19 protein-coding genes are annotated in these 21,168 nt (G+C 65.9%); 4 read left to right on the top strand and 15 right to left on the bottom strand.

From position 1 onward, the window contains the following. Window positions 1-12 precede the first annotated feature (12 nt). The 3 genes from BB934_RS06040 to gcvPB all read left to right on the top strand — a co-directional run bounded on the left by BB934_RS06040 (window position 13) and on the right by gcvPB (window position 3,506). Window positions 13-489, top strand: coding sequence for an OsmC family protein (locus BB934_RS06040; RefSeq protein WP_099508821.1), 477 nt, complete (start codon window positions 13-15; stop codon window positions 487-489). 108 nt (window positions 490-597) lie between these two features. After that, the gene (gene gcvPA, locus BB934_RS06035) at window positions 598-1,938 is read left to right on the top strand and encodes an aminomethyl-transferring glycine dehydrogenase subunit GcvPA (RefSeq protein ID WP_099508820.1); all 1,341 of its coding nucleotides are present in this window, start codon (window positions 598-600) and stop codon (window positions 1,936-1,938) included. Then, a complete protein-coding gene (gene gcvPB / locus BB934_RS06030) occupies window positions 1,938-3,506 on the top strand; it encodes an aminomethyl-transferring glycine dehydrogenase subunit GcvPB (RefSeq protein WP_099508819.1) in 1,569 nt (522 codons plus the stop codon). The genes gcvPA and gcvPB overlap by 1 nt, the downstream gene beginning before the upstream one ends. A gap of 193 nt (window positions 3,507-3,699) precedes the next feature. On the opposite strand, the gene BB934_RS06025 is transcribed toward gcvPB, so the two are convergent. The 9 genes from BB934_RS06025 to BB934_RS05985 form a co-directional block, all read right to left on the bottom strand. Next, on the bottom strand, window positions 3,700-4,356 hold the full coding sequence (locus tag BB934_RS06025; protein WP_099508818.1) for an HAD family hydrolase: 657 nt from the start codon (window positions 4,354-4,356) through the stop codon (window positions 3,700-3,702). A gap of 68 nt (window positions 4,357-4,424) precedes the next feature. Next, window positions 4,425-4,910 (bottom strand): F0F1 ATP synthase subunit B family protein, encoded by a 486-nt coding sequence (locus tag BB934_RS06020; RefSeq protein ID WP_099508817.1) that lies wholly within the window; start codon window positions 4,908-4,910, stop codon window positions 4,425-4,427. A gap of 13 nt (window positions 4,911-4,923) precedes the next feature. Beyond that, window positions 4,924-5,472: a F0F1 ATP synthase subunit B family protein gene (locus tag BB934_RS06015; protein ID WP_099508816.1), complete on the bottom strand. Its 549-nt coding sequence runs from the start codon at window positions 5,470-5,472 to the stop codon at window positions 4,924-4,926. Between the two features lie 227 nt (window positions 5,473-5,699). Then, complete coding sequence (locus BB934_RS06010) at window positions 5,700-5,924, bottom strand: F0F1 ATP synthase subunit C (protein WP_099508815.1); 225 nt, start codon at window positions 5,922-5,924, stop codon at window positions 5,700-5,702. A gap of 56 nt (window positions 5,925-5,980) precedes the next feature. Next, on the bottom strand, window positions 5,981-6,709 hold the full coding sequence (locus BB934_RS06005) for a F0F1 ATP synthase subunit A (protein WP_099508814.1): 729 nt from the start codon (window positions 6,707-6,709) through the stop codon (window positions 5,981-5,983). Window positions 6,710-6,769: 60 nt separating this feature from the next. Then, the gene (locus BB934_RS06000; RefSeq protein ID WP_099508813.1) at window positions 6,770-7,141 is read right to left on the bottom strand and encodes an AtpZ/AtpI family protein; all 372 of its coding nucleotides are present in this window, start codon (window positions 7,139-7,141) and stop codon (window positions 6,770-6,772) included. Between the two features lie 205 nt (window positions 7,142-7,346). Further along, window positions 7,347-10,814 carry a chromosome segregation protein SMC gene (gene smc / locus BB934_RS05995; RefSeq protein WP_099508812.1) on the bottom strand — a complete coding sequence of 1,156 codons (3,468 nt, stop codon included), beginning with the start codon at window positions 10,812-10,814 and terminating at the stop codon, window positions 7,347-7,349. A 180-nt stretch (window positions 10,815-10,994) separates the two neighbouring features. After that, window positions 10,995-11,633 carry a DsbA family protein gene (locus tag BB934_RS05990; protein ID WP_099508811.1) on the bottom strand — a complete coding sequence of 213 codons (639 nt, stop codon included), beginning with the start codon at window positions 11,631-11,633 and terminating at the stop codon, window positions 10,995-10,997. 72 nt (window positions 11,634-11,705) lie between these two features. After that, entirely contained in the window at window positions 11,706-12,215 is a 510-nt protein-coding gene (locus BB934_RS05985) for a DUF721 domain-containing protein (protein ID WP_237050202.1), read from the bottom strand. Between the two features lie 57 nt (window positions 12,216-12,272). Here BB934_RS05985 and mutY point away from each other — a divergent pair, with 57 nt between their 5' ends. Further along, the gene (gene mutY / locus BB934_RS05980) at window positions 12,273-13,382 is read left to right on the top strand and encodes an A/G-specific adenine glycosylase (protein WP_099508810.1); all 1,110 of its coding nucleotides are present in this window, start codon (window positions 12,273-12,275) and stop codon (window positions 13,380-13,382) included. A gap of 229 nt (window positions 13,383-13,611) precedes the next feature. Here the strand turns inward: mutY and BB934_RS05975 are convergent, their stop codons facing one another. From BB934_RS05975 to BB934_RS05950, 6 genes are all read right to left on the bottom strand, one after another. Continuing rightward, window positions 13,612-14,508, bottom strand: coding sequence for a LysR family transcriptional regulator (locus BB934_RS05975; RefSeq protein ID WP_099508809.1), 897 nt, complete (start codon window positions 14,506-14,508; stop codon window positions 13,612-13,614). Window positions 14,509-14,648: 140 nt separating this feature from the next. After that, window positions 14,649-16,460, bottom strand: coding sequence for an ABC transporter permease (locus tag BB934_RS05970; RefSeq protein WP_099508808.1), 1,812 nt, complete (start codon window positions 16,458-16,460; stop codon window positions 14,649-14,651). Beyond that, window positions 16,457-17,437, bottom strand: coding sequence for an ABC transporter substrate-binding protein (locus tag BB934_RS05965; protein WP_099508807.1), 981 nt, complete (start codon window positions 17,435-17,437; stop codon window positions 16,457-16,459). Before BB934_RS05965 ends, BB934_RS05970 begins: the two co-directional genes overlap by 4 nt. 256 nt (window positions 17,438-17,693) lie before the next feature. After that, window positions 17,694-18,890, bottom strand: a complete 1,197-nt coding sequence (locus BB934_RS05960; RefSeq protein WP_237050201.1) for a site-specific DNA-methyltransferase — start codon at window positions 18,888-18,890, stop codon at window positions 17,694-17,696. A gap of 159 nt (window positions 18,891-19,049) precedes the next feature. Then, the gene (locus BB934_RS05955; RefSeq protein WP_237050200.1) at window positions 19,050-19,691 is read right to left on the bottom strand and encodes a ribonuclease HII; all 642 of its coding nucleotides are present in this window, start codon (window positions 19,689-19,691) and stop codon (window positions 19,050-19,052) included. Between the two features lie 306 nt (window positions 19,692-19,997). Next, the gene (locus tag BB934_RS05950) at window positions 19,998-21,083 is read right to left on the bottom strand and encodes a PA0069 family radical SAM protein (RefSeq protein ID WP_237050294.1); all 1,086 of its coding nucleotides are present in this window, start codon (window positions 21,081-21,083) and stop codon (window positions 19,998-20,000) included. Window positions 21,084-21,168: the final 85 nt, after the last annotated feature.

Here is a 21,168-nt window from a genome sequence, read left to right as displayed (position 1 = left end):
GGGCAGTCGGCCATGGCGCACGAATACAGGGCGACGATTCGCTGGACGCGCGGAGCGGAGGAGATCTTCTCCGACAACCGCTACAGCCGCGGCCATCGCTGGAGCTTCGATGGCGGCATCGAAGTGGCCGGCTCCGCGTCGCCCTCCGTCGTGCCGTTGCCGCTCTCGCGGGAGGATGCAGTCGATCCGGAAGAGGCTTTCGTGGCGTCGATCTCCAGCTGCCACATGCTCACCTTCCTCTCGATTGCCGCCAAGAAGCGCTTCGTCGTCGATGCTTATGTGGACGAGGCGCTCGGCATCATGACCAAGAACGAGAACGGCAAGCTCTTCGTCTCCAAGGTCACCCTCGACCCGAAAATCGCATTCTCGGGCGACAAGGTTCCGACGCCGGAGCAGATCGCCGACATGCATCACCTCGCCCACAAGGAATGCTTCATCGCCAATTCCGTCCTCACGGAGATTGTCGTGGCCGGCATTCCCTCGCCGTAGTGCGTCTGCATGCAGACGCACTACGTTTCTAGAAAGCCGCATTTTCTGACGCAAAACCGGTGTCCACTTTTGCGGAAAATGCTCTAACTCATCCAAGGTTTTTCGCCGATGCGCTATTTGCCTTTGTCCGACACCGACCGCGGCGAGATGCTCGCGCGGACCGGTGTCAATCACGTCGATGAATTGTTCGCCGACGTGCCGAAGAGCCTGCTTCTGAAGAAGCCGGTGGATCTGCCGCGCCGCAAGGGCGAGCTGGAGGTGGAGCGCATCCTCTCCCGCATGTCAGCGAAGAATATTGCCGCCTCGAGCGTGCCGTTCTTCGTCGGCGCCGGCGCCTACAAGCACCATGTGCCTGCGACCGTCGATCACCTGATCCAGCGTTCCGAGTTCCTGACGAGCTACACACCGTATCAGCCGGAGATCGCTCAAGGCACGCTGCAATATCTCTTCGAGTTCCAGACTCAAGTGGCTGCGCTCACCGGCATGGAAGTGGCCAACGCCTCCATGTATGACGGCTCCACCGGGACGGGCGAGGCGGTGCTCATGGCGCACCGCGTCACCAGGCGCCGCAAGGCGGTGCTCTCGGGTGGTCTGCATCCGCATTATGCCGATGTGGTGAGGACGCTCTCCGACATGGCGAGCGATGAAGTCGTCACCCTGGCGCCGGATGTTGGCGGCTCCGAGGACATCCTTTCGCAGATCGACGACGCCACATCCTGCGTCGTCGTGCAGACGCCGGACGTGTTCGGCAATGTGCGCGACCTGAAGCCCATCGCCGACAAGGCGCACCAGCATGGCGCGCTGCTGATCGCCGTGTTCACGGAGGTGGTGTCGCTCGGCCTCCTCAAATCGCCCGGCAGCATGGGCGCCGACATCGTGGTGGGCGAGGGGCAGTCGATCGGCAACGCGCTGAATTTCGGCGGTCCTTACGTGGGCCTTTTCGCCACGCAGTCGAAATATATCCGCCAGATGCCGGGCCGCCTCTGCGGCGAGACGGTGGATGCGGACGGCAACCGCGGCTTCGTGCTCACGCTTTCGACCCGAGAGCAGCATATCCGCCGCGACAAGGCGACGTCGAACATCTGCACCAATTCGGGGCTCTGCTCGCTCGCCTTCACGATCCACATGACGCTGCTCGGCGAAGCCGGTCTCTCGCGCCTTGCCCGCATCAATCATGCCAATGCGGTGAAGCTGGCGGACAAGCTTGCCGCCGTAAAAGGCGTCGAGGTGCTCAACAGGGCGTTCTTCAACGAGTTCACCGTGAAGCTCGCAAAGCCTGCGGCCGAAGTGGTCGAGCGTCTCGCCGAGAGGGGCGTGCTTGCGGGCGTGCCCGTGTCGCGCCTCCTGCCCGGCGCCGGCCTCGACAATCTGCTGCTCGTCGCTTCCACCGAAGTCAACACCGATGATGACCGCGCGGCCTTTGTTGCCGCCTTGAAGGAGGTTCTGTGATGTTGAACCGCCAGGGACGTCCCTCTTCCGCCGGCGAGGCCGGCACGACTGCGCATCCGACCTTCACCGGCAACAAGGCGCTGGCGCAGGTCGAGCCGCTGCTGTTCGAGATCGGCCGCTATGACACGACCGGCGTCGATCTCGACGAGCCGGAGGATTTCCAGCCGCGCCTCGGCGGGCTGGAGCGCAAGGAGGCCATCGGCCTGCCGGGTCTCTCCGAGCCCGAGACCATGCGCCATTACGTGCGCCTCAGCCAACAGAACTACGGCATCGATACGGGCCTCTTCCCGCTCGGCTCCTGCACCATGAAGCACAATGCGCGCCTCAACGAGCGCGTGGCGCGCCTGCCGGGCTTCGCCGATGCACATCCGCTGCAGCCGGTCTCGACCGTGCAGGGTGCTCTGGAGCTCATGAACGAGCTCGGGCGCTATCTGATCACGCTCACCAACATGACGGCCGTGGCGCTCTCGCCGAAGGCCGGCGCCCATGGCGAGCTCTGCGGCATGATGGCGATCAAGGCCGCCATCGAGGCGAAGGGCGAAGGCGCGACGCGCAACGTGGTGCTGGTGCCCGATTCGGCGCATGGCACGAACCCGGCGACCGCCGCGCTCATCGGCTTCAAGGTGAAGCCCGTGCCGGCGCGCGAGGACGGCTGGGTGCATGTGGAGGACGTGAAGGAGCGTCTCGGCCCCGACGTGGCGGCGATCATGCTCACCAACCCCAACACCTGCGGCCTCTTCGAGCCCCAGGTAGCGGAGATCGCGAAGGCGATCCACGACGCGGGCGCTTACTTTTACTGCGACGGCGCCAACTTCAACGCCATCGTCGGTAAAGCGCGTCCCGGCGATCTCGGCGTCGATGCGATGCACATCAACCTGCACAAGACCTTCTCGACGCCGCATGGCGGCGGCGGGCCGGGCTCCGGTCCGGTGGTGCTCTCCGCGCGCCTCGCGCCCTTCGCGCCGGTGCCGTTCGTGCGCGCCGGCAAGGATGGCTTCGAGCTGGTGGAGCAGGAATCTGACGCCGCCGAGAAGCCCTTCGGCCGCATGACCGCCTTCCACGGCCAGATGGGCATGTATGTGCGCGCGCTGTCCTACATGCTCTCGCATGGTTCGGACGGCATGAAGCAGGCCTCCGAGGACGCCGTGCTCAACGCCAACTACATCCGCGCCGGTCTCGCCGATCTCCTGTCGCTGCCCTTCGGCAACAAGCCCTGCATGCACGAGGTTCTGTTCGACGATGCGTGGCTCAAGGATACGGGCGTGACCACCCTCGACGTAGCCAAGGCCATGATCGACGAGGGCTATCACCCGATGACCATGTACTTCCCGCTGGTGGTGCATGGCGCCATGCTGATCGAGCCGACGGAATCCGAATCGAAGGCATCGCTCGACCTCTTCATCGCGACCCTGCGAGACCTCGCCATGGCCGCGAAGAACGGCGAGACCGAGCGCTTCACCGGCGCGCCGTACCATGCCCCACGCCGCCGCCTCGACGAGACCCGCGCGGCGAGGAACCCGGTTCTGAAATGGACGCCGCCCGCGCCGGTGGCGGAAGCGGCGGAGTAAGCGAACAACCCTCTCCCCTCTGCGGGAGAGGGTAACCTGCGAAGCAGGTCGGGAGAGGGGCAGTGCGAGCCAAGCCCGCAGTACCCAATCATCCTTCGACTTTCAGAAAGATCTTTGGGTCCTCAGAGGAGAACGGCCCTCTCCCGACCCTCGCTGACGCGAGGGCCACCCTCTCCCGCGGAGGGGAGAGGGTTTAAGCGCGGATCATATCCTGCACCGTGCTCTTCAAGTCCGCCATTCTCTCAATGACAACTGGCGCCCCGGCCTGCCGCAGCTTCTCCGTGTGATCCGGCCCGCAATGCCCGCCGCCGGTAAAGCCGATGACGCGCATGCCGGCAGCAAGAGCCGCCTGAACGCCTGCAACGGAATCCTCGATCACCACGCAATCCTCGGGACGGGCCTTCATGCTGCTCGCCGCATGAAGGAACAGGTCCGGGGCCGGCTTGCCGCGCGGAACTTGAGTCGAGCTGAAGATATCGTCGAACAGGTCCGACAGCCCGGTGATGCGCAAGGATAAAGCGATCCGCTCCGGCACGGAGGAGGAGGCGACGCAGCGCGGGTAGGGGAGGGAGAGAATGGCCTCGCGCACACCCTCGATCGGCTTCAGGTCGGTCTCGAAACGCGCGAACAGAATGCTGTTGAGTCTTTCGCTGAAATCGTCGGGAAGCTTGCAGTTCCGCTCGGCCTCGATGCGCGCGATCATCGTTTTCAGGCTGACGCCAAGGAATTGCTGTGCGATCTCATCAGTGGTGTAGGGAATGCCAATCTCAGTCAGAAACTCCGCGTCGATCCGGCAGCTCAACACCTCAGAATCGACCAGGACGCCGTCGCAATCGAAGATCAGCAGCATCGCATTCTCCAAACAGAAAGGCCGCCTCGAGGGGCGGCCTTCGAAATCTTTCGTCCGATACGAAGCCTCTACTGCAGCTTCGTGCGTACGTCGTTGAGGCTCGACGTCAGGAGCGAGGCGGCCTTGGCGCCGATGATCTCGTCGCGCAGGACGCGCTCGGAGGCCTTGATGGCGGCGTCCACGGCGGCGGCGCGCACTTCGGCGGAGGCCTGGGCCTCGGCCTGGGCGATCTTCGCCTCGGCGGTGGCCGTGCGGCGCTTCACGAAGTCGGCCATCTTCTCCTGCGCCTCGCGGGCCAGGCGCTCGGCCTCGTCGCGAGCGCTGGAGACGATGTCGGCAGCCTCGCGCTCGGCGGCGGCGCGCTTCAACTCGTATTCCTTGAGGAGCCGCTCGGCGTCCTGGCGCAGGCGCTTGGCCTCGGCCAGTTCACCGGCAATGCGCTTGCCGCGGGTATCGAGCTGGCCCAGCACCTTCCCGGGAACGCCGTAATAGAACAGGATGCCCCAGAAGATGACGAAGGCGACCGCAACCCAGAATTCAGCGCTTTGAAACATGCGGACCTCCCGATCAGGCCTTGATCTTGTTGAGAGCGGCCTCGACCGTCGTCGGAGCCGGAGCCTTGCCGGTCAGGCGCTCGATGATGGCGGAAGCGGCGTCGCGAGCGATGGCGTCCACGTGGCTCATGGCCTCGGTCTTCTTGGCCGTGATCGTGGTCTCCGCCTCGGCGAGACGCTGGTTGAGGTCGGCCTCGAGCGCCTTGCGCTTGGCGTCGCTCTCGGCGGACAGCTTGGCGCGGGTCTCCTGAGCCAGGGACTGGGCGCGGCCCTTGGCCTCGGCGAGCGCCCGCTCGTAGGCGGTGCCGGCGTCTTCCGCGCGGGATTTCATGGCAGCCGCGTCGTTGAGATCGCTGGCGATCGTCGCGCGGCGGTTTTCGATGATTCCGCCCAGGCGCGGGAGGACCAGCCGTGAGAGCAGAGTGTAGAGCGCCACGAAGGTGATCGCCAGCCAGAGGAGCTGACCGGCATAGGTTTCCGTCTCGAAGGGCGGAAAGCCGATATCCTCGTGAGCGCCGCCGGGGGCCTCTGTTGTGGCATGGGTCGTCTGAGCCTGAGCCATGGAGCAGATCCTAAAGGATGAACAATCCTAGCATCGGACCCAAAAGTGGCCTCCACCTTCGGGATCAATCCGATGCTCAGTCCTTTAACCGGCGCATCGTTCGACGCGAACCGGAGGTCCGCGTCGAACGATGCGCCGGAAACATGAATGACGGCGGTTCAAGCCGCCGTCACTCCTGTCGAGGCGAAGCGCCTGCGCGCCTCGACCCCCCGATCACCGTCTTGAGATTAGGTGAACAGCAGAACGAGAGCGACGACGAGGCAGAAGATGCCGAGACCTTCTGCGAGCGCCGCGCCGATGAAGGCGCGGGCGAACTGGCCGTCGGCGGCCGACGGGTTGCGCAGGGCGCCGGACAGGAAGTTACCGAAGATGTTGCCGACGCCCATGGCGGCGAGGCCCATGCCGATGCAGGCGAGGCCCGCGCCGAGGTACTTGAAAGCGATCGGATCCATTGTGATCTCCTTGGGAATACTGTGATCGGGAGGGAGGGGAGTAACTCAGCGCAGACCTAGTGGCCCGGGTGCAGCGCGTCGTTGAGGTAGATGCAGGTCAACACCGTGAAGACGTAGGCCTGCAGAGCGGCGACGAGGAACTCGAGCGCCATGAGAGCAACCGCCATGAGGAGCGGCAGCGGAGCGAGGATCGTCAGGGCACCGCCGGCGCCGAGCAGCGTCACGACGAAGCCTGCGAAAACCTTCAGCGCGATGTGTCCCGCGAGCATGTTCGCGAAGAGACGCAGGCTGAGCGAAATCGGGCGGGAGAGGAACGAGATGAGCTCGATCACCACGATGAAGGGCAGGAGCCACGCCGGAACGCCCGACGGCACGAAGAGGCCGAGGAAGTGGGTGCCGTGCTTCATGAAGCCGTAGACGACAACCGTGCCGATCACGAGCAGGGCGAGGGCGAAGGTGACGATGATGTGGCTGGTAACCGTGAAGAAGCCCGGGATCATGCCGAGCAGGTTTGCCGTCAGCACGAACATGAAGAGCGAGAAGACGAGGGGGAAGAACTTCATCCCCTCCTTGCCCGTGGCATCGACCAGCGTGTTGGCGACGAAGTCGTGCAGCACCTCGGCCACCGACTGGGCGCGGCCCGGAACGACGGCGCGCTTACGCGTGGCGTAGAGAAGGCCGCCCACGATCACGGCGGCAGCGCCGATCATGAACAGGGACGAGTTGGTGAAGCTGATGACCGGAATGATGGGCTTGATCTGGAATTGTTCGATCGGGCTCGCCATGATCCGCTCTCAAAGTTCGCTGTTGTCCAATGCCGTTCGGCGTTCGAAAGCCTAAGTCCGTCACCGCTTGTCGTCATACCGGGCGGATTTGACCATCCCGGCTGCTCGCATCAGGTTGAGCATCCCGGCACAGAAGCCGAGTATCAGACAAACGATCAGACCCCAAGGGGATGTCCCGAACAGACGATCGACAAGCCAACCCAAAATCCCGCCGGCGGCAACTCCTGCAACGAATTCGGCCGATAGCCTGAAGGCTTGGCCGAGGGCGCTGGAATCTGACGTCGGACGGGCGCGAGGTTCAGACTCGGCTCGATGCGCGGATGCTTGAGAGATCCGCGCGTCGAGCGACTTCAGCCTCGCTGACAGATCGGCATCGTCGGCGCTGCCCGGTTTCCGCTCATTTTCACCGTTCCGCTCGTGAGGGTCCGCCATTGCGATCTCCTTTCAAGCGATGCGGGAAAATGCTTGGAAGCCAGCCCCGAAAGCCGGGCGCACCATATGAGCGGGGGTCCCCCCTGTCAAGGACCGACTGAAAAGTGATAAGTCTTTGATAATGCTGCCATAAGGTGGTTTTTGGGCTGCCGGGAGGGCAAAGCCCACACGTTTTTGCGGCTGAAGCAAGGCGAGGCTGAAAGCCTTAGGCTACCTCAAGAATGCGCTCTGCGCTCTGCAGATCGACGGAGACCAGCTGCGAGACGCCCCGCTCGGCCATGGTGACGCCGAAGAGGCGGTCCATCCGCGCCATGGTGATCGGGTTGTGAGTGATGACCACGAACCGGGTCTCGGTCTGGCGCGCCATGTCGTCCAGAAGGGCGCAGTAGCGCTCGACGTTGGCATCGTCGAGCGGCGCGTCCACCTCGTCGAGCACGCAGATCGGCGAGGGATTCGTGAGGAACACGGCGAAGATCAGGGCGGTGGCCGTCAGGGCCTGCTCGCCGCCCGAGAGCAGGGTCATGCTCTGGGGCTTCTTGCCGGGGGGGCGGGCGAGGATTTCGAGGCCCGCTTCCAGGGGGTCGTCCGAATCGACCAGGGTCAGCTCCGCCGTGCCGCCGCCGAAGAGGGTGGTGAAGAGGCGCTGGAAATGGTTGTTCACCACGTCGAAGGCGGCAAGCAGGCGCTCGCGGCCTTCGCGGTTGAGGCTTCCGATGGCCTGGCGCAGGCGCTTGATGGCCTCGACGAGGTCGTCCCGCTCGCCGGCGATGCCGTTGTGCTTGGTCTCGAGCTCGCTCAGCTCCTCGTCGGCGCGCAGGTTGACGGCGCCGAGGCGCTCCCGGTCGTTCTTGAGGGAGTGAAGCTTCGATTCGATCTCTCCATGGGGCGGAAGCTCGGTCGCCTCCTTCAGGCCGGCTAGCTCGATGAGGCCGGCCGGGGATGTCTCCAGGTTCTCCGCGATGGTGCGGGTGATCTCGGCGAGGCGCGCCACGGCAGCCTCGTGGCGGGCCTGCGACCCGGCGCGGGCCTCGCGGGCGGCGGAGAGCGCCTCCAGGGCAGCGCGGGCGGTGCGATCGCTCTCCGAGAGGTGCGTCTCGGCGTCGGCGAGGCGGTCGGCGGCTTCCTTGCGCTTCGCCTCGGCCTGCTCGACTTCGGCCATGAGGGCGCGGCGGCGCTGAAGATAGGTGTCGGGGGCCTCCAGCAGGCGCTGGTGCTCATCCTGGGCCCGCTCGAGGCGCTCGCCCAGATCCTCGAAGGCCCTGGCGGCGCGGCTGGCGCGCTCGGTCCAGAGGCGGATATCGGAGGCAAGGGCATCCTGCCGGCGGCGGCGCAGCTCGGCCTCGTGCATGAGCGATTGCAGGGCGGCGCGTGCCTCGGAGGCGGCGGCCCGGCGCTCCGCCACGCGGGTGCGCTCTTCGAGCAGACGGCTTTCGAGATCCGGTGCTGGGGCGAGGTCCTGCAGGGCTTCCTGCGCATCCTGCACGCGCTCCAGCGCCTCCCCCTCGCTTTCCGAGAGACGAGTCAGGCCTTCCTGAAGGGCCGAGCGGCGCTGGCCGAGCTCGGCTTCCTTGCGTTCGGCAACCACTAGCCGGGTCCGGGCGGCATCGAGCGCCTGCCGGGTCTGGCGGGCGGCCTCGATCGCCTGCATCTCGTGCGCGGCCGCCTTGCGGACGGATTCGAGCGCGGCCTCCGCCTCGTGGCGCAGGTGCTCCGCCTGCTCGCGGGCTTCCGCCGCCTCACGCTCCAGGTCGCCGAGGCGATTCTTTTCGACGAGGCGACGGGCAGCGGGCGAGGGCGCTTCGGCGGCGGCGGTGAAGCCGTCCCAGCGCCACAGGTCGCCTTCCGTGGAAACCAGCCGCTGGCCGGGCTTCAGCACGCCGCGCAGGCGCAGGCCGTCGGTCTTGCTCACCACGCCGATCTGGCGCAGGCGGCGCTGGAGCGCGGCGGGCGCCTGGGCGAGGTCAGCGAGAGAACGGACGCCGTCCGGCAGGGCCGGATCGCCTTCGCCGGACGTGGTTTCCGCCCAATGGTGCGGAGCCGAAGGGTTGATCGAGGCTTCGAGATCGTCGCCCAAAGCCGCGCCGAGCGCGGTCTCGTAGCCCTTCTGGACCGTGATCTGGTCGACGGCCGGGGGCCAGAGGTCGCCGGTGGCGGAGGTGACGAGCTTGGCGAGGGTGCGCGCCTCGGTTTCGAGCCGCTGCGCCTTGCGCTCGGCCTCGTTGAGTGGCGGACGCAGGCGATTTTCCGCCTCGCGGGCGGCTGCGAGGGTCTCGCGCGCCTCGATCACCGATTCTTCGGCTTCCTGAGCGGTTTCCTCGGCGATCGCCGCTTCCTCGCGCAGGTCGTCGAGGGACGGTCCGTCCTCGGGCGAGGCGGAGAGCGCCGCGATCTCGCGCTCGAGGCGCTCCTTCTCGGATCGGAAACGGGAGGCGCGCTCCATCTCCTCGCGCACGGCGCGCTCCAGGGCGGCGCGGCGGGCGTTGAGATCGGAGGTCTGGGCCTGGAGGGCGCTTAAGGCCGCTTCGGCCTCGGCCAGCTCGGCCTCGGCGGAACGGAGGCGCTCCTCGGCCTCGGCGCGAACATCGTCCGCCTCGTCGGTGGTGAGCGCGATCTCGGCGGCCTCCGACTGAAGGCGCTCGATAGTGGCCTCGGCATCCGTGCGCTGGGCCGCCTCGCGGGCGATGTCGCGGTTCAGATCGCCGATATGGCGCTCCAGTTCCGTTACGCGATCCTTGGAGCGGCGCTCCTCCGATTCGAGCTCGTTGCGGGCGTGGGTCAGCCGCTGCAGGGCTGCGGCGGCGGCAGCCTCCTCCTGGCGCAGCGCGGGAAGCGCGTGGGCGGCGACGGCCTGGCCGGTGGCGGCCCGGGTCTGCTCCTCGGTGGCGTCGGCGACGGCCTTGAGATCTTCGGCGACCTGGCGCTCTGCGGTGGCGGCCTGCTCCCGCGCCTCCGAGAAGCTGATGGCATACATCAGGGCTTCGAGACGGCGGATTTCGGCGGACAGGTTCTTGTAGCGCGAGGCCTGGCGGCCCTGGCGCTTCAGGCTCTCGATCTGGCTCTCCAGCTCCCGGATCACGTCCTCGACGCGAACCAGGTTGTCCTCGGCGGCCTTGAGACGCAGCTCCGCCTCGTGGCGGCGGGCATGGAGGCCCGCGATGCCGGCAGCATCCTCCAGGATGCGGCGGCGGGCCTGGGGCTTGGCGGAGATAATCTCGCTGATCTGGCCCTGGCGGACGAGGGCCGGGGAGCGCGCGCCGGTGGCGGCATCCGCGAACAGGATCTGCACGTCGCGGGCGCGCACTTCCTTGCCGTTGACCCGGTAGGTCGAGCCTTCCTCACGCTCGATCTTGCGCGAAATTTCCAGGAGATCCGTATCATTGAAGGCGGCAGGCGCCGTGCGCTCGGCGTTGTCGATGGTGAGCATCACCTCGGCCCAGTTGCGGGCCGGACGACCCCCTGAGCCGGAGGAGCCGGAGAAGATGACGTCGTCCATCCCCGTGGCGCGCATGTTCTTGTGGGAGTTCTCTCCCATGACCCAGCGCAGGGCCTCGACGAGGTTGGATTTGCCGCAGCCGTTCGGGCCGACGACGCCGGTCAGCCCCGGCTCGATCAGGAAGTCGGTGGGCTCGACGAAGGTCTTGAAGCCGGCGATGCGAAGGCGCGTCAGCTTCATGGACGCGCCTTCCCGTCCCGCCCGCTAGCGCATCGTGCGGACCCAGAGGGCCGCGTCAGCGAAAAGTGGATCCGGTTTTCCGCCTCGAACGATGCGCGCATTAAGCGAGAGGGCATCGGATTGATCCCAAAAGTGGGCACCACTTTTGGGCCCGATGCCCGAAGGGCAGGGTGAGGGAGGTTACTCTCCCAGCAGAGGCTTGATGACCTTTTCAATCTCATCGATCGACAGGCTTCCAGGATGACGCTGACCATTGATGAAGAAAGTCGGCGTGGAGTCCACACGGAACTGCTCAATACCCCGGTTCTTCACCGCGTTGACTGCGTCATATAGTTTCTGGTCCTTGAGGCAAGCTTCAAATTTTTCCTGTGAAAAACCCGCTTGGCGCATGAGGCCGCGCAGGGCGTCCAGAGGCTTGTCGGTAAAGGCCCAGTTCCGCTGCTGCTCGAACAGCAGGTCCGTGATCGGGTAATATTTGTCGTTGCCGTCGCAGCGGGCGAGCATGAAGCCGGCCGTGGCGAGCGGATCGAGCGGGAATTCGCGCAGGACGAAACGCACCTTGCCGGTGTCGATGTAGCGCTTCTTCAGCTCCGGCCATGTCGTCGTGTGGAAATTGGCGCAGTGGGAGCAGGTCAGCGAGGCATACTCGACGATCGTCACCTTGGCGTTTTCCGGGCCCAGAGCCGCATCGCCGAGGGGTCCGGGGACCGCGAGGTCCTGAACGGACACGTTCTGGGCGAAGGCCGGCAGGCTCGTGGCGAGATAGGCGGTCGCGGCTGCGGTCCCGAGAAGCTGAAGCGTCTGACGCCGGGTGATCATCGTGGGAGGGCTCCTGAAGAGATTTCGTCCTGCGGTAGAATGCCTTGCCATTCCTGGCAAGCGCCAGCCATGTCACGCTTTCGTGCGTGAACCGGAGCTGACGATGGCCTGGCCGAGCCGGTCGAGAGCCGCCCGCAAGGGCTCCTCCTCGATGGGCTCGACGGCCCTGCCGACCTTATCCCGATCCGCTTGGCTGAGGACGGGCGGGGCCGGGCGCTTCTTCTCGACACGCCGCACGGGTCCTTGTTTCAGCACCAGCTTCCCGATGCAGCGCCAGCCGTAATAGGTGTTCACCCGGTCGATGATCGTGGGCGCAAGGTGCTGCAGCTCGAGGGCGAAGGCGCTCTCCACCCTGATCACCAGGGTTGCCGGGTCCGGCCGCGCCTCCGGGTCGGCATGCGGGGCCTTGCGCTTCCACTCGATCTTGAGCGGCTGGGTGAAGGCGGCAAGCCGCTCGCCGACGATTTCGGCCCAGGCCATGATGATGTCGGACGTGGCAAAGCCCTGCGCCGCCAGGCTGGGAGACAGGCAAACGTCGAGAAACTCGGCGAGGGGGCGGGCCAGAGGCCTCGGTCGTCTCATGTTGAATGTCCAAAAGCCGCGTTGGAATATGCGGTGAGGATGGTTATTCCACGTCACATGTTAACGCCCGCTTCGAGCGCGACCAAGCCCGACCCGCAGGATCTTCTCGTCTGGTACGACCGTCACCGGCGCGACCTGCCGTGGCGCGCCAGGCCGGGTGAGACCGCTGATCCTTACCGCGTCTGGCTGTCCGAGATCATGCTCCAGCAGACGACGGTCGCGGCGGTCAGGTCTTATTACCTCAACTTCCTGGAACGCTTCCCGACCATCCAGGCCCTCGCCGAGGCGCCGAGCGAGGCGGTCATGCATGCCTGGGCCGGTCTCGGCTATTATTCCCGCGCCCGCAATCTCCATGCCTGCGCCAAGGCGGTTGTGGACAAGCATGACGGGCGCTTCCCCTCCACGGACGCCGAGCTCCTGAAGCTTCCCGGCATCGGCGCCTATACGGCGGCGGCGGTCGCGGCCATCGCCTTCGACGAGAGGGCTGCGGCGGTGGACGGCAATGTGGAGCGGGTGATGTCCCGCATCTTCATGGTCGAGGAACCGCTGCCGAAGGCCAAGCCCCTGATCCGTGCCCTGACGGAAGCGCTGGTGCCCGAGGACCGGCCCGGCGACTTCGCGCAAGCGGTGATGGACCTCGGCGCGACCATCTGCACGCCCAAGCGCCCGGCCTGCGCGCTCTGCCCCTGGATGGTGCCCTGCCGTGCCCGGGCCGAAGGTCTGCAGGAGACCTTTCCGCGCAAGCAGAAGAAGGAAAGCGGGCAGCTGCGCAAGGGCGCGGCCTTCGTGGTTCTGCGCGCCGACGACAGGATCCTGCTCCGCACCCGCCCGCCGCAGGGCCTGCTCGGCGGCATGGCGGAGCCGCCGACCAGCACCTGGGAGCCGGATTACGAGCCCTCCCGCGCCGTGCTCGACGCCCCCATCGACGCGCGCTGGCAGCGGCTTCCCGGCACGGTCCGCCACGTCTTCACCCATTTTCCGCTCGAACTCACGGTGCTCTTCGCCAAGGTCGCGAAAGGCACGCCCGCGCCGCAGGACATGCGCTGGACCCCCCGGCTCCAGCTCCACGAGGAGGCGCTGCCCGGCGCCATGAAGAAGGTGCTGGTGCATGCGCTGGGGGAGATCCCGGGGCCGAAGGCCTCCGCTAAACAGGCGAAGAACGCCTGACCTTGCTTTCAGGATAACGCGCGTTTTCCCTCCCCCTTGCGGGGAGGGGCAGGGGTGGGGGTGGTGCGACTGGGTGAGCAGTTGCAGAGATGCGCGATCCTCCCTCTCCCGGCTGTGAGTGGGGATGCACGGTATTCGCCTCGCGGGCTTTCAATGAAGCGTTGAGCTCAGACTTTACGACCCCCACCCTCGATCCCTCCCCGCAAGGGGGAGGGAAGAAATAACCGTCTCAACCGCCCACCAGCGCCTTCTGGTTCTGCTTGAACAGAGCCGCCAGCGCGTTGGCCACCCGCGTCACGTTCGGGCGGTTGCGGCTGCGGCGGTGCATGACGAGGAAGACGTCCTCGATCAGGTCGCCCTCGGGCTTCACCACCTGGATGAGATCCGGGTCCGAATCGCCGAGCCAGCAGGGGAGGAAGGCGGCGCCCAGGCCTGCCTTCGCCGCCTGGTAGCGGATCGGCATGTCGCCGATGCGGGCGGCGATGGTGCGGCCTTGCGCGAACTCGGCCACATAGGCCGCCTGGCGCGAGAGGGTCGGGTCCTCCGGCGGCGCGATGACGGCTTTGGGGTTTTCCGTGCGGGCATACATGGCGAAGGCGATCTGGCCGATCTTGCGCGCCACGAGATCGTCCGTGCCCTCCGGCAGGGACCGCATCCTGAGGCCGATATCGGCCTCGCCCGAGGCGAGATCGAGCCGCTGCCTCGTCGGGATATAGGCGATTTCCACCGGGGAGGCGGCCTCGTGCAGGGCCGCGGAGTGCAGCGACAGAAAAAGCGTCACCGAGGCGGTCGCCGTGATCCGCACGGGCGCGTCGGGATCGGGGCGGTAGGCGGCGGCTGTGCGCGAGACGATGGCGGCCGCATCGCCCATGGGAGCGGTGGCTTCGTACACGGCCTGCCCGACCTCCGTCAGGTCGAGATTGTTGGGACCGCGCTGGAACAGCGAGATTCCTAAGGTTTCCTCCAGCACCTTGATGCGCCGCGCGACGGTCGGCTGGCTCTGGCCGAGCGCCTTCGCGGCGCTGTTCATCGATCCATGAGCCACCACAGCGAGGAAGATCCGCAGATCGTCCCAGGACGGTTCGGTGAAGGCGAGGCGGAAGGGATCGAGAGACGAAGAAGCCATGAGAGGATGCTAAAGCGCTGAACCGGGTTCGGCATAGGGGGAATGTTCCAGGGCATGGTGCACCATCGCGCAAAGCCTTGAAGCCTGCAGCCCGCCAGGAGCGTGGGAGAGCTCTTCAGTTTTGGTGAGAGCGCGGTCTGTCAGGTCCCGAGTGCCGGCCTCGGCTTCATCCCTCCGATCGGTATGGCGCCGTTGGATGACTGAGCTGGCCTTGCACGTGTCTGCATTCCGCTCTCCACATCGCAATGCCAGGGCAGGGTGCCAGCCGGCAGATAGCGACCCAGGGCATCGAGGGCGAGCATCGCCACCGTGACGACCGCGACGATCACGACCGCGACGGCGGAAGCCTGGCTCGCCAGGCCCGCCTCTTCGAGGTTGTAGAGCACAACGCCGATGGTTTCCGTTCCCGCCGACCAGAGCAGGGCAGAGACCGTCAATTCGCTGAAGGCGAGCAGGAAGGCCATGAGCCCGCCTGCGACGGCCGCGGGAAGCAGCGAGGGCAGGACGATGTCGACGAGCCTTTGCGCGAGACTGGCGCCGTCGATGGCGGCCGCTTCCTCCTGCGCCATGTCGATCTGCTCCATTCCCGCAAGCACGGGCTTGAGCGTCACGGACAGGAAGCGCGCGAGATAGGCGAAGACGATGACCCACGGCGTGGCGTACAGCGAAACGCCGACGAGCGGCAGCGGCTTCAGGAACAGCAGAATGCAGGCGATGGCGAGCACGATGCCCGGCAGCACGTAGGCGATTTCGAGCAGCGCGATTGCGGCCGTTCTTCCGTATGCCATCAGGCGCACGAGGCCGTAGGCAAGCAGTACGGACAGAACGGCCAGCAGGCATGCGGCGCCGCCCGCATAGAGCAGCGAGTTGGTGAAGGCGCGGATCGTCACGTCCTGGCGCGCCAGCACTTCGGTGAAGTTGTCGAGGGTGATCGTCGCGAGATTGAGCTTCATACCGTAGGACGGCACGAGCGCCGTTGTCAGCAGCGAGAGCATCGGCAGGATGAGGGTCACGCCGATGACGAGAGCGACGACGATCTCGGTCGGCGCGCGCAGGCGGCCGAGAGGCCAGAACGGCTGCAGCGGCGCGTCCTCCTCGAGATGAACGCTGCTCCTGCGCATCAGGAACTGGCTCGCCGCGACGCAGACGATGGCGATGGCGGCGACGAGAAGGCCGAGCGCCGCCACATCGCCGAGGATGCTCGTGCCGAAACTCGACAGGCGGCGATAGATGAGAACGGGCAGGGTGAGATAATTCACCGGTGCGCCGAGAAGAGCCGGAATGCCGAAATTGCCGATGCCGGCGACGAAGGCGAGCAGCGCCGCGCTGACGAGATGCGGGCGCAGCAGCGGCAGAAGATGATCGGTGACGATCCGCATCGGATGCGCGCCGTCGATGCGGGCCGCTTCCACGACGGCGGAGGGAATGCGCTTCAAGCCGGCACTCATCACCACATAGACGAGCGGCGCGTGATGCAGCCCCATCACCAGCACGATCCCGCCGCGTCCGAGCATCGGATTGGCGCTACCGGCTTCCGGCGCGAGGCCCAGCGTGTTGAGGATCGGCGAGGCGGGACCGGCGAGATGCAGAAAGGCCAGCGCCATCACCTGCGGCGAGATCATCACCGACAGAACGAAGAGGAACGAGACGAGACGCCGCCCGCGCATGTCGGTAACACCGAGCGCGAAGGCCATGGCGACGCCGAGAGGCAGCGCGAGAAGGCTCGACAGGAAAGCGGTTTCGAGCGTCGCACGAGCTGCATTCAGCGCCGAGCGGCTCGACAATGCAGCGAGCGCCGCGTCGGGATTGAAGACGCCACCTGGAGCAAGCGCCGTCAGCAGCAGGCGTGCCGCTGGCAGGACATCGAAGGCGAAGACGATCAGAACGACGAGAGCGAGAAGGCCGAAACCTCCCCGCTCCAGGAACGACCTGCTCGGTGTGGAATGTCTCACTGTCCGAAGATGTCGGCGAAGGCCGCCTTGTTCTTGGTCTCGTCCGAAAGCGCTTTTGCCGCGTCGAAGCCCATGACCTTGATCTGCTCGCGCGCGGGATAGCCGGCGGGCAGCGCGACGGCCGGGTGCGCGGCGATGTAGCCCTGCTTCAGCGCCAAGTCCTGTCCCTCCTTCGAGAGCACGAAATCGACGAAGGCGCGCGCGGCGTCGGCGTTCTTCGTGCTCTTGAGGATCGCGACGGGTTCGGACACCGCCGACACGCCTTCCTTCGGGAATACGAACTCGATGGGCGCGCCCTTGGCTTTCTCACGGATCGGCATGTAATCGACGATGACGCCATAGAGCTTTTGGCCGCCGGCCACCTGCTTGAGCACGTCGCCGTTGCCGCCGCCGGCCACCGCGTCGTTGCCCTTCAGCGCCTCGTAATATTTCCAGCCGCCTTCGATGCTGCCGGTGAGCGTCGCGGCATGGATGAGCGCCGCGCCCGAGGTGAGCGGGCTCGGCATGACGAGCTGGCCCTTGACCTCCGGCTTCGTGAGATCGAGCCAGGACGTGGGCTTGAAGGAGGCCTTGGTGTTGTAGGCGATGCCGGTGGTGATCAGCTTGGTGGCGAACCAGAATTTCTGAGGGTCATGGATGCCCGCGGGATAGGCGGAGACGTCCGCCTTCTCGTGCGCCAGCAGCCGGTCCTCCTTCTTGAGGCCTTCCATGGTGACGCTGTCGGCGATCAGCAGCACGTCGGCCTGAGGCTGTCCGGCTTCGAACTCGGCGCTCAGCTTGGCCAGGATCTTCGGCGTGCCGTCGCGGACGAAGGTCACGTTGACGCCCGGGTTCTTCGCCTTGAAGGCGTCGATCGTCTGCTGGGCGTCGGTGTTGGGCTGGCTCGTATAGAGAACGAGATTGCCGGAGAGCCCTTGAGCCTGGGCGAAGGCAGGCACGAGAACGGCGAGCAGGGGCAGAAGGCGCTTGAAGGACACGGGACAGTTCCTCTCTTTCGGTACGGCTTTTCCCGCGCTAGCGGTGTTGGATGACGCCTCTGTGACGAAAAGCTAGCGCATCGTGCGGAAAAGTGGACCCGGTTTTCCGCTCCGAACGATGCGCCAGTTAAGCTGAGCATCGGGATCGATCCCAAAAGTGGTTTCCACTTTTGGGCCCGATGCTTTGGTGCGCAAAGCAAAAAGGGCCAGCGCACGGCCAGCCCTTTAACAGATTTGAGATGTCGCAGGAAACCCTTTAGGCCGCCAGCTCCGCCCGCACCTTGGCGCGGAACTCGTCGATGGAGACGAGCTTCCCGCCACGCTCCACATTCCAGAAGGTCCAGCCGTTGCAGGAAGGGAATCCTTGCGTCAGCGCGCCGATCTTGTGGATCGAGCCGACGATGGCGCCGAGTGCGAGCGTTCCGTCGGCGCGCACCACGGCCTTGTGACGGCGGCGTTCGTCCACCAGCGTCTCGCCCGCCTTCACGTGTCCGGCCTCGATGAGGGAGAGGAACGGCACGCGCACTTCCGTGCGCTTTTCCGGCGCTGCGGCAATCGACACATCGGAGAGCGGCTCGACCGCGTCGATGCGCTTGCGCGCCGCCTTGGCATAGGTGGGGTCGCGCTCGAGGCCGATGAAGTTGCGCCCGAGCATCTTGGCGACGGCGCCGGTCGTGCCGGAGCCGAAGAAGGGATCGAGCACCACGTCGCCGGGATTGGACGAGGACAGCAGCACGCGGGCGAGCAGCGCTCCCGGCTTCTGCGTCGGGTGAACTTTCCGCCCCTGCGCATCCTTCAGGCGTTCGTCGCCGGTGCAGATGGGGATGAACCAGTCCGAGCGCATCTGCACGTCTTCATTGCCGGCTTTGAGCGCATCGTAATGGAAGGTGTAGCCCTTCGATTCGGCGCTCTTCGAGGCCCAGATCATGGTCTCGTGCGCATTGGTGAAGCGGCGGCCCTTGAAGTTCGGCATCGGATTGGCCTTGCGCCACACGATGTCGTTCAGGATCCAGAAGTCGAGATCCTGCAGGGCTGCGCCGACGCGGAAGATGTTGTGATAGGAGCCGATCACCCAGAGCGTCGCGTTCTTCTTCATCACGCGGCGCACGGCGACAAGCCAGGCGCGGGTGAACGCGTCGTAGTCGGCAAAGCTCGCGAACTTGTCCCAGTCGTCGTCGACCGCGTCGACGAGGCTCTGGTCCGGACGTGTGAGCGCCTGTTCGAGCTGGAGATTGTAGGGCGGATCCGCGAAGACCACGTCCACGCTCTCGGGAGGAAGCTTCTCCAGATTGGCGATGCAGTCGCCGAGAAGAATCTCATTGAGAGGAAGAGAATACGGCAGAACGGAGAGGGGCGGTTTACGCCCCGTCCGAGGAGCCGGCGCAGCCCGCCCGGTACGCGAGACATGGATCCGGGAGGCGGCGCCGGCAGCCCCGGTACGCAAGGTACCCATGGGTGATCACCGGTTACGCAACTGACACTCAGGATCATGGTCCGTTAGGGTAAAGATGAAGTTTCCAAGCGGAAAAAATGACGTGCTATTTTGGGTCGGCAAATCTTGCCGACTTATTGAAAAGATTGATCTTTTCGGGTTAACCGCCGTTAAGCTCGGTTACAGGTCCAGTAACCCTTGGCGCAGGGGTGAAAAACTTAGGCGATGGAACGGGCAGGGACCCTCGCTCGCGATCACCGTGAGATGCGCCTTCGTCGAGTAGCCCGCATTGCTGGCAAAACCATAGGCGGGATAAGCTTGTCCGAGCCTCGCCATCATGCGGTCGCGGACCACTTTTGCGACGATCGAGGCCGCCGCGATGGAGGCGATGCTCGAATCACCCATGATGACCGCTTCCGTCGCGCAGGGAAGGCGCGGCGGGTCGTTGCCGTCGACGAAGGCGAGATCCGGCGTGCAGGGCAAAGCCGCGAGCGCCCGGCACATGGCGAGCAGCGAGGCCTGCCGGATGTTGATGGTGTCGATCTCCTGATGCGACACCGAGGCGATGCCCACATGGGACGTCGCCACGATCTCGGCGAACAGAACCTCGCGCCGCGCCGCCGTGAGCGCCTTCGAATCGGCCAGCCCCTGCGGCACACGCTCCAGATCGAGCACCACCGCCGCCGACACCACTGGCCCCGCCAGCGGCCCGCGCCCGACCTCGTCGAGCCCGGCGATGCAGGTATAGCCGCCGGCGCGGGCGGAAAGCTCGCGGTCGAGGCCGAGGTCCGGGAGGCGGGGAGCGCGAATCGGTGCGGTCATGGGAGGATGAAAGCGGGAAGGGGGCTGCTTTGTCATCCCCGACGAGCGGTCACGAGAGTCGCAGCCGTCCATAATCCCGGACGGCGGAGCCGATCCGGGATCGGGTGCAGGATGTGGCATTGGAGACTCGACACTGTCATTCCCGCGTAGGCGGGAATCCATATCCGCCGGCAATGCTAAGTCAGAGCACCGTCGTGGTTATGGATCCCGGGCTCCGCTGCGCGGCCCCGGGATGACAGCGCTTTACTGGCCAACCGATCCCGGATCTTCGCTTCGCGGCGTCCAGGATGACACCTGCCGAGTGTCTCAAAACAAGCTCAGCTGCCCTGTCTCCTTCGGCGGCACCTTGAACAGGTCTTGGCGCAGGCGCAGGTTGCGCTTGTTCAGTCCGAGGCGCTCGGCGGCGGTCTCGAATCGGCGGCCGAGCATCCAGGCATAGGGTCCGACCCCGGATTGGCGGGTGCTCCACTCGGCGTCGTAATCCTTGCCGCCGCGCGCCTCCTGCAGCAGCGTGAACACGTGCTTGAGCTTGTCCGGATAATGCTCGGCGAGCCAGTCGCGCATCAGGTCCTTGAGATCGTGGGGCAGGCGCAGGAGCACGTAGCCCGCCTCCTGCGCGCCGGCCGCGGCGGAGGCCTTCAGGATGGCTTCGATCTCGTGATCGTTGATCGCCGGGATGATGGGGGCAACCAGCACCGACACCGGAATGCCGGCCTCCGTGAGCTTGCGGATTGTCTCGAGGCGCTTTGCCGGGCTGGCGGCGCGGGGCTCCATCCGGCGGGCGAGCTTCGGGTCGAGGGTGGTGATCGAGATCGCGACCTTGGCGAGTTGCCGGTCGGCCATCTGGCTTAAAATATCGATGTCGCGGGTGACGAGGGCCGATTTCGTCACGATGCCGACGGGATGGTTCATCCGGCTCAACACCTCCAGGATCGAGCGCGTGATGCGAAACCGCCGCTCCACCGGCTGGTACGGGTCGGTGTTCGAGCCGAGTGCGATGGTGGTCGGCTGGTAGCTCGGCGCGCGCAGCTCCTTTTCCAGAAGCTCCGCCGCATTGGGCTTGGCGAAAATCTTGGTCTCGAAGTCGAGGCCCGAGGACAGCCCCTGGAAGGCATGGGTCGGCCTTGCGAAGCAATAGGAGCAGCCATGCTCGCAGCCGCGATAGGGATTGATCGACTTCTCGAACAGGATGTCGGGCGAATCGTTCTTGGCGATGATCGTGCGCGGCTTCTCGACAATCACCTCGGTCGGCAGGGAGGGCAGTTCCTCCTCGATCTCCCAGCCGTCGTCGAAGCCTTCGCGCTGCGCCGGCTCGTAGCGGCCTGAAGGGTTCGCGGAGGCGCCCCGGCCCCGGCGGCGATCCACCTCGACGCGGTAGGACGGATCGTCCATGCGCCGGCGCGCGGCCTCGGCCGCCTCCAGCGGCGTGCGCTTTACGGGCCGCAAGTGGAAGGGGTCGCGGGGGGAATCTTTGGCG

The organism is Microvirga ossetica, from assembly GCF_002741015.1.
Classification (GTDB): domain Bacteria; phylum Pseudomonadota; class Alphaproteobacteria; order Rhizobiales; family Beijerinckiaceae; genus Microvirga; species Microvirga ossetica.
Note: the sequence above shows the minus strand (reverse complement) of the source record. Positions and strands in the feature narration are given on the sequence as shown.

Excerpts from the sequence above, each read along its gene's own strand:
- BB934_RS06040 (WP_099508821.1), top strand. The coding sequence starts at position 13 with ATGGCGCACGAATACAGGGCGACGATTCGCTGGACGCGCGGAGCGGAG.
- gcvPA (WP_099508820.1), top strand. The coding sequence starts at position 598 with ATGCGCTATTTGCCTTTGTCCGACACCGACCGCGGCGAGATGCTCGCG.
- gcvPB (WP_099508819.1), top strand. The coding sequence starts at position 1,938 with ATGTTGAACCGCCAGGGACGTCCCTCTTCCGCCGGCGAGGCCGGCACG.
- BB934_RS06025 (WP_099508818.1), bottom strand. The coding sequence starts at position 4,356 with ATGCTGCTGATCTTCGATTGCGACGGCGTCCTGGTCGATTCTGAGGTG.
- BB934_RS06020 (WP_099508817.1), bottom strand. The coding sequence starts at position 4,910 with ATGTTTCAAAGCGCTGAATTCTGGGTTGCGGTCGCCTTCGTCATCTTC.
- BB934_RS06015 (WP_099508816.1), bottom strand. The coding sequence starts at position 5,472 with ATGGCTCAGGCTCAGACGACCCATGCCACAACAGAGGCCCCCGGCGGC.
- BB934_RS06010 (WP_099508815.1), bottom strand. The coding sequence starts at position 5,924 with ATGGATCCGATCGCTTTCAAGTACCTCGGCGCGGGCCTCGCCTGCATC.
- BB934_RS06005 (WP_099508814.1), bottom strand. The coding sequence starts at position 6,709 with ATGGCGAGCCCGATCGAACAATTCCAGATCAAGCCCATCATTCCGGTC.
- BB934_RS06000 (WP_099508813.1), bottom strand. The coding sequence starts at position 7,141 with ATGGCGGACCCTCACGAGCGGAACGGTGAAAATGAGCGGAAACCGGGC.
- smc (WP_099508812.1), bottom strand. The coding sequence starts at position 10,814 with ATGAAGCTGACGCGCCTTCGCATCGCCGGCTTCAAGACCTTCGTCGAG.
- BB934_RS05990 (WP_099508811.1), bottom strand. The coding sequence starts at position 11,633 with ATGATCACCCGGCGTCAGACGCTTCAGCTTCTCGGGACCGCAGCCGCG.
- BB934_RS05985 (WP_237050202.1), bottom strand. The coding sequence starts at position 12,215 with ATGAGACGACCGAGGCCTCTGGCCCGCCCCCTCGCCGAGTTTCTCGAC.
- mutY (WP_099508810.1), top strand. The coding sequence starts at position 12,273 with ATGTTAACGCCCGCTTCGAGCGCGACCAAGCCCGACCCGCAGGATCTT.
- BB934_RS05975 (WP_099508809.1), bottom strand. The coding sequence starts at position 14,508 with ATGGCTTCTTCGTCTCTCGATCCCTTCCGCCTCGCCTTCACCGAACCG.
- BB934_RS05960 (WP_237050201.1), bottom strand. The coding sequence starts at position 18,890 with ATGGGTACCTTGCGTACCGGGGCTGCCGGCGCCGCCTCCCGGATCCAT.
- BB934_RS05955 (WP_237050200.1), bottom strand. The coding sequence starts at position 19,691 with ATGACCGCACCGATTCGCGCTCCCCGCCTCCCGGACCTCGGCCTCGAC.
- BB934_RS05950 (WP_237050294.1), bottom strand. The coding sequence starts at position 21,083 with ATGGACGATCCGTCCTACCGCGTCGAGGTGGATCGCCGCCGGGGCCGG.